Genomic DNA, 6,683 nt, shown 5'->3' on the forward strand with positions numbered 1-6,683 from the left:
AAGAAAATTTAAAAAACTAAAATTCTATTAGACATATGATAAATTATTCTCCTAGACCAAAAGTTACTTCTACAAACCCTATTTGTTTGACTGGAGCTTTTGGATCTGGTTTCCATTTAAAAGTCAATGCAGTTTTTTTTGCGGGATCTAATAGACATTTTGCACTATTGGTAGTTCCTTTTACACCCGGAGTGGCTTGAATAACACGACCTTCTCTGTTCACAACGATTTTCACAACTACTCTTCCAGCTTCGTTACACTCTTGCACCACCTTTGAATTTGTAGGGCGTCCTCTACCATTAAGTCCATATCCTACACCACCCGTACCTCCTGGGCCTGGCTGCCCGTAATAGCTGGTAGCATAAGGATCTCCGTTTGGGTTACCTTTATCTCCAGATTTATTATCATCTCCTTCGCCTCCTTTAGATTTTCCATCACTCTTAGGCCCGTTAGAAAAACTATCTAATATATCCAATGTTGATTTATCCGGTTTTGGATCTGGTTTTTTTTCTTCGACCTTTTCGATAAGTTTTTCAATTGGTTTTTCTATCTCTTTTTGTTCTTCTGGTTTATCTTTAGGTTTTTCTTTTGGTTTTTCAACCTTTTTCTTAGGTTCTTTTTTAGGTTTTTCTTCCACCACTGGTGCATCCTCTACATCCTGTGTAACTACTTCTTCTGTAATTTCGGGAGTTTCCGGTTCTGGCTCCGGAGTAGCAGGGGTTGGTTCTGGAGTAGTTTGTTTAGGCGATGATTTAATAGCTTCTTTAGGTTGTATGTCACCGGAACCAGTAACCGTAGTACCAAAATTAACCGCAATACCTCCTTCAGGATTTGGATCAAGATAACTTAACCCCAGATAAAACAATAAAAAGATGATAGCCACGTGCAATATAGTCGTGATTATAAATGATTTCTTTTTATGTCTTGTATCTAATTTCAGCATTTGTTATTCTGGTTTTACCGCCAGGATTACTTTAAATTTATTTCTGTTTGCAATATCCATCACTCCTACCGCCTTCTCAATCGGTACTCCTTCTTCTGCTCTTAATATAATCGTAGGTTCTTTAGTTCCCGCTAACTTAGATTTTAAGGTAGATTCTAATCTACTTTGACTGATACGCTCATTATCCACATAGTATTGCAACTTATTTGTTATACTAACGGATATATTCTGAACGTTTGAGCTCTTTCCTTTAGCCTTTGGTAAAATTAAATCCAAAGCTTCCGGAGTGATTGTTGGTGATGTTAATAAAAAGAACACCAATAACAAAAACACTATGTCTGTCATAGAAGACATACTAAATTCTGGGCTAACCTTATTTCTTCCTCTTAAATTCATATTAAGCAGGTTCGTTTAACAAGTCTAAGAAATCAACAGCCGTAGCTTCCATCTGATGTATTACTTTATCTGTTCTAACCACCAAATGATTATACCCGATATATGCCACGATACCTACTACAAGTCCTGCAACCGTTGTTGTCATTGCCGTATAAATACCTTCTGCCAAAGTTCCCATATCAGCACTTCCTGAACTTGATGCTAAGTTATGAAATGCTAAAATCATACCAATTACGGTACCTAAGAACCCAATCATTGGTGCTGCACCCGCCACTGTAGCTAGGATACTTACATTTTTTTCGAGTTTATACACTTCTAATCGACCAGCATTTTCAATAGCTTTATTGATGTCTTCTAAGGGATTACCTATTCTGGAAATTCCTTTTTCTGTCAATCTGGCAACTGGATTATTTGTTTGTGCACATAAAATTTTTGCTGCTTCAATTTTACCACTTGCCACGTTATCTCTGATTTGATGCATAAAGCTCTCATCATATTTTGATGCTGCTTTGATTGCAAAAATCCTTTCAAAGTAAATATAAACTGCTACAAATAACAGTACAAAAAGAATAGCTATAATTACTACTCCACCAGTTCCTCCACTTAGCAATAAATCAATAATTGATAAAGTTTTTTCTTCTGCTTCAGGATCAATTTCTTTGGTATTTTGGGCTAACGTACCAAGCATTAATAAATGGGTCATATGTATTCTTGTTAATTTAGTGTTAGTATACTAACGTTATTTCTATAGGTTAAGTATATTATTAATTGTGCTTATAGCACATAAATTATTCCTAGTAAGCCTACTCCACCAAGTATGATGGTGTACGGCAATGCCATTTTTACCATTCTTCCGTATGACAAACCGATTAGAGGAGCCAAAGAAGAGGTCAACAGAAATAAGAACGCTGCCTGACCATTAGGTGTTGCAACACTTGGTAAATTTGTTCCTGTATTTATTGCAATAGCTAATTTCTCAAATTGTTCTCTAGTAATCACGCCGTTATCAAATGCTTGCTTAACTTCTCCGATGTATACTGTTGCTACAAATACATTATCACTGATCATGGACAACAATCCATTTGCTACATAAAACATAGATGGCTGTTTAGCGGGATCTAATGTTAATGCCCAATCGATTATTGGCGAGAAAAGATGTTGATCGTGGATCATAGCTACAATTACAAAGAAAACCACTAGTAGACCTGTAAATGGAAGTGCCTCTTCAAAAGCCTTTCCTAATTGGTGCTCTTCGGTAATACCCATAAAAGCTGTTTGAACAATTATCAAAGCCAAACCAATAAACCCAACGGGAGCCAAATGTAATGCTAAACCAACAATTAGCAGAATAGCCGATATCCCCTGTACAATTAAACCATATTTAGATTTATCTGACCTATTTGCATCTTCTTGATCCGTATAGTTTTCAATAATTCGTCGAGCTACCTCAGGCAATTTTGCACCAAAACCAAACCATCCGGTAAGCTCTAAGACCACAGTCGTTAATAATCCTGATACTAATACCGGTAATGTTATTGGAGCCATTTTGACAAAGAATTGTATAAAATCCCATCCCATTCTTTCTCCGATCAACAGATTCTGAGGCTCACCAACCAATGTACAAACTCCTCCAAGAGCGGTTCCTACTACTCCGTGCATCACTAAACTTCGTAAAAAACTTCTAAATTGCTCTAGTGTTTCTCCGCTCAACTCTTTTCTATCCAAAGTACCATCATGATCAAAATCTGAGGCCGGCATAGAATGGATTTTATGATACACCCCATAAAAACCTACCGCCACACTGATGAGTACCGCTGTCACTGTCAAAGCATCCAAAAAAGCAGATAATATTGCTGCCAGAAATACAAACAACATAGACAATATTAACTTTGATTTTATCTTAGTAAAGACTTTACTAAAAATATACATCAACAAAGGTTTCATAAAATAGATACCTGCTACCATGAATACTAATAGTAAAACCACTTCCAGATTTTGATCTACTTCATGGTATGCATTTTTTGGTGTCGTAAGGTTTAGTGCTAGAATCTCTATAGCTAACAGCCCACCAGATTGCAGTGGATAACATTTTAGTGCCATGGCTAGCGTAAAAATAAATTCTGCAATAAACAACCAGGCACAAACGGTTGGGTTGACATAATAGACAACAACATTGAGCACCAAAAAACTAATCATTACGGTTTTAAACCATTTTGGACTATTGCCCAGAAAATATTTAAACATAGTATACGCTATTATTTATATTATAATTATACCAATTGTTTGAATGCTATCTCAAACGCAGTTCTGCTTATATTGGTTTTTGAACTATTCTTATCAAAAATTCTTTGTATTGCATCTTTAATAGTCTGCGAAGTATCATTAAAAATGGCTTCATCAGTCATTAACACTCTTCTTTCCATAAAATAAGCAAATACCCTTGCCATTCCGCAATTCGAAATAAAATCAGGGATTAGACTTACTTGCTCATCTGTATACTCCATGATAGAACCAAAAAATATCTCTTTATCGGCAAAAGGAACATTTGCTCCACAAGAAATCACTTCTAGTCCCGAATTAATCATTTGAGTAATTTGATCCTTTGTAATTAATCTTGACGCAGCACAAGGTGTAAATATTTCTGTTTGAAGCGACCAAATTCTATCATTTAATTGTTCAAAAGGAATCAAGGTCTCGCTAAATAACTTATTCCCTTTTTTATTTAGATAAAGCTCTTTGATTTCTTCAAAGGAAAAACCCTTTTCATTAATTAAGCCTCCTGCGTGATCAATAATACCCACCACTTTTGCACCCATTTCTGAAAGGTAATAAGCAGCTGCAGATCCAACGTTACCAAAACCTTGAACTATAGCTCTTTTTCCTTTCACAGTGCCTCCATATATGTCATAGTAATGTCTTACGGCTTCTGCAACACCATATCCGGTAATCATATCAGCCACCGTATATTTTCTTGAAACATCCGGAGAAAACGTTGTATTCTCTAATACTTTTATCACTCCTTGGCGCAACTGTCCTATCCTATTTATCTTATCAGCTTCTGTAGGTTGAAAATGTCCATTGAAAACTCCTTCTTGTGGATGCCAAACCCCACAATTTTCCGTTATAGGAATTACTTCGTGAATTTCATCTACGTTTAAATCTCCACCAGTTCCATAATAACTCTTAAGCAATGGCGAAACTGCTTTGTACCATCTTTCTAACACTCCTTTCTTTCGTGGATCGTTAGGATCAAAATTAATTCCGGATTTTGCACCACCAATTTCAGGACCCGAAACAGTGAATTTCACCTCCATAGTTTTAGCGAGAGAAAGTACTTCATTCATATCCAAACCTAAGCGCATTCTTGTTCCACCACCAGCTGCTCCGCCTCTCAGCGAATTTATCACTGTCCAACCTTCTGCTTCTGTCTCTGAATCTTTCCAATTAAAAACTATTTCAGGAGCTTTATTCTCGTATTTTTTTAGTAATTCTTTCATTTTTAAAACTTCAACTTATCTAAACACTCTTTTTACAAGATCATATCTCATTATAATTTCTTTTTAATCTTACTCCATACCGGAGTTAGTGCTGTCTCATAAAATATGTTTTAATAAATTGAAAATGACCTCTTGCAAGGACTTCACAAATATAAAAAACTAAATAGGGCAAAAGCTTAAATTAAAAAAATAATAATTCAAAAAAAACTTAAGCAATCGATTCTACTTAAGTTTATAAGAATTAAAAATAATTCAATATCATTTATGATAAAATTAGAAGTGTCAAGAGAAAATCCCAAAAAACAAAAAAAACATCAAAACTATTATATTATAGCTTATATTTGTAGAATTAATAAAAATATCGAACTTATCTCGATTTATTTTCATCAAAAAGTTGAATTCGCGTGTTATGCACGCACAGTAAATTAGGATTAAATATGGACTTTAAACTATCCGAAGAACAAATAATGATACGAGATGCCGCTCGTGATTTTGCAAAGGCTGAATTATTACCTGGAGTAATTGAACGAGACGACAAGCAGGAATTTCCGGCAGAACAAGTCAAAAAAATGGGTGAACTAGGTTTTCTAGGTATGATGGCATCACCGGAGTATGGTGGTGGTGGTATGGACACACTGTCTTATGTACTTGTTATGGAAGAATTATCAAAAATCGATGCTTCCTCGTCAGTAATCGTTTCTGTAAATAACTCTTTGGTATGTTGGGGGTTGGACACCTATGGAACACCAGAACAGAAAGAAAAATATCTTAGCAAACTAACTACAGGAGAGTCTATTGGAGCCTTTTGTTTATCTGAGCCTGAAGCGGGTAGTGATGCTACTTCGCAAAAAACGACTGCTATTGATAAAGGAGATCATTACATCCTTAACGGAACCAAAAACTGGATTACCAATGGAGGTACCTCGGATTATTATTTAGTTATTGCCCAAACAGATAAAGAAAAGAAACATCGTGGAATCAATGCCTTTATTGTGGAAAAAGGATGGGAAGGCTTTGAAATAGGACCTAAAGAAGATAAGTTAGGAATTAGAGGTAGTGACACACATTCTTTAATTTTTAATGACGTAAAGGTTCCTAAAGAAAATCGTATTGGTGAAGATGGGTTCGGATTTAAATTTGCAATGAAAACATTAGCTGGCGGTCGTATCGGTATTGCTGCACAGGCATTGGGTATTGCTCAAGGAGCTTACGAATTAGCAAAAGAATATGCTAAAGTTCGTAAAGCTTTTGGGACAGAAATTATGAACCATCAAGCCATTGCATTTAAGTTAGCAGATATGCACGTACAAATTGAAGCTGCAAGGATGCTAGTTTATAAAGCTGCAATGGACAAAGACAATCACGAAAACTACGACCTATCCGGTGCTATGGCTAAATTAATTGCTTCGCAAGCTGCTATGGATGTTACTATTGAAGCAGTGCAAGTTCACGGAGGAAACGGTTTTGTTAAAGAATATCACGTAGAGCGATTGATGAGAGATGCTAAAATCACTCAGATATATGAAGGTACTAGTGAAATACAAAAAATTGTAATTTCCAGAAGTATTCTTAGAGATTAATTAGTTAAAAATTCTCTTATTAGAAAGCCCAAATTGTTTACACAATTTGGGCTTTCTTATTTTATTAATTCACCGATCTGTAAATAAGTTCAATTCTTATCAAACAAATTAAATACAATATAACTAGTATATATTAAAACTTATCATCCTTATTAATTATTGACATAAATTAGTGAAATAGATCAGTATAAATATTTAGTAAAGTGACATATGCTGATTTTTTTAAAAGCTATAAAAGTTTTAAAACAGAAGTTAAAATTAATTTCA

At 35.1% G+C, this 6,683-nt stretch carries 6 protein-coding genes; 1 reads left to right on the forward strand and 5 read right to left on the reverse strand.

Annotation, left to right across the window (positions count from 1 at the left end):
• Window positions 1-43: 43 nt before the first annotated feature.
• From ACE94K_RS22795 to ACE94K_RS22815, 5 genes are all read right to left on the reverse strand, one after another.
• Window positions 44-943: an energy transducer TonB gene (locus ACE94K_RS22795; RefSeq protein ID WP_378178104.1), complete on the reverse strand. Its 900-nt coding sequence runs from the start codon at window positions 941-943 to the stop codon at window positions 44-46.
• Between the two features lie 3 nt (window positions 944-946).
• Window positions 947-1,339 (reverse strand): ExbD/TolR family protein, encoded by a 393-nt coding sequence (locus ACE94K_RS22800; protein WP_378178106.1) that lies wholly within the window; start codon window positions 1,337-1,339, stop codon window positions 947-949.
• A 1-nt stretch (window position 1,340) separates the two neighbouring features.
• Complete coding sequence (locus ACE94K_RS22805) at window positions 1,341-2,027, reverse strand: MotA/TolQ/ExbB proton channel family protein (RefSeq protein ID WP_378184352.1); 687 nt, start codon at window positions 2,025-2,027, stop codon at window positions 1,341-1,343.
• An 86-nt stretch (window positions 2,028-2,113) separates the two neighbouring features.
• Entirely contained in the window at window positions 2,114-3,583 is a 1,470-nt protein-coding gene (nhaB, locus tag ACE94K_RS22810) for a sodium/proton antiporter NhaB (protein ID WP_378178108.1), read from the reverse strand.
• A 26-nt stretch (window positions 3,584-3,609) separates the two neighbouring features.
• Complete coding sequence (locus ACE94K_RS22815) at window positions 3,610-4,836, reverse strand: Glu/Leu/Phe/Val dehydrogenase dimerization domain-containing protein (RefSeq protein ID WP_378178110.1); 1,227 nt, start codon at window positions 4,834-4,836, stop codon at window positions 3,610-3,612.
• A gap of 437 nt (window positions 4,837-5,273) precedes the next feature.
• On the opposite strand from ACE94K_RS22815, the gene ACE94K_RS22820 reads away from it, so the two are divergent.
• Complete coding sequence (locus tag ACE94K_RS22820) at window positions 5,274-6,416, forward strand: acyl-CoA dehydrogenase (protein WP_378178112.1); 1,143 nt, start codon at window positions 5,274-5,276, stop codon at window positions 6,414-6,416.
• Window positions 6,417-6,683: the final 267 nt, after the last annotated feature.

The sequence above is a fragment of the Aquimarina besae genome (assembly GCF_042434905.1).
Lineage (GTDB): Bacteria > Bacteroidota > Bacteroidia > Flavobacteriales > Flavobacteriaceae > Aquimarina.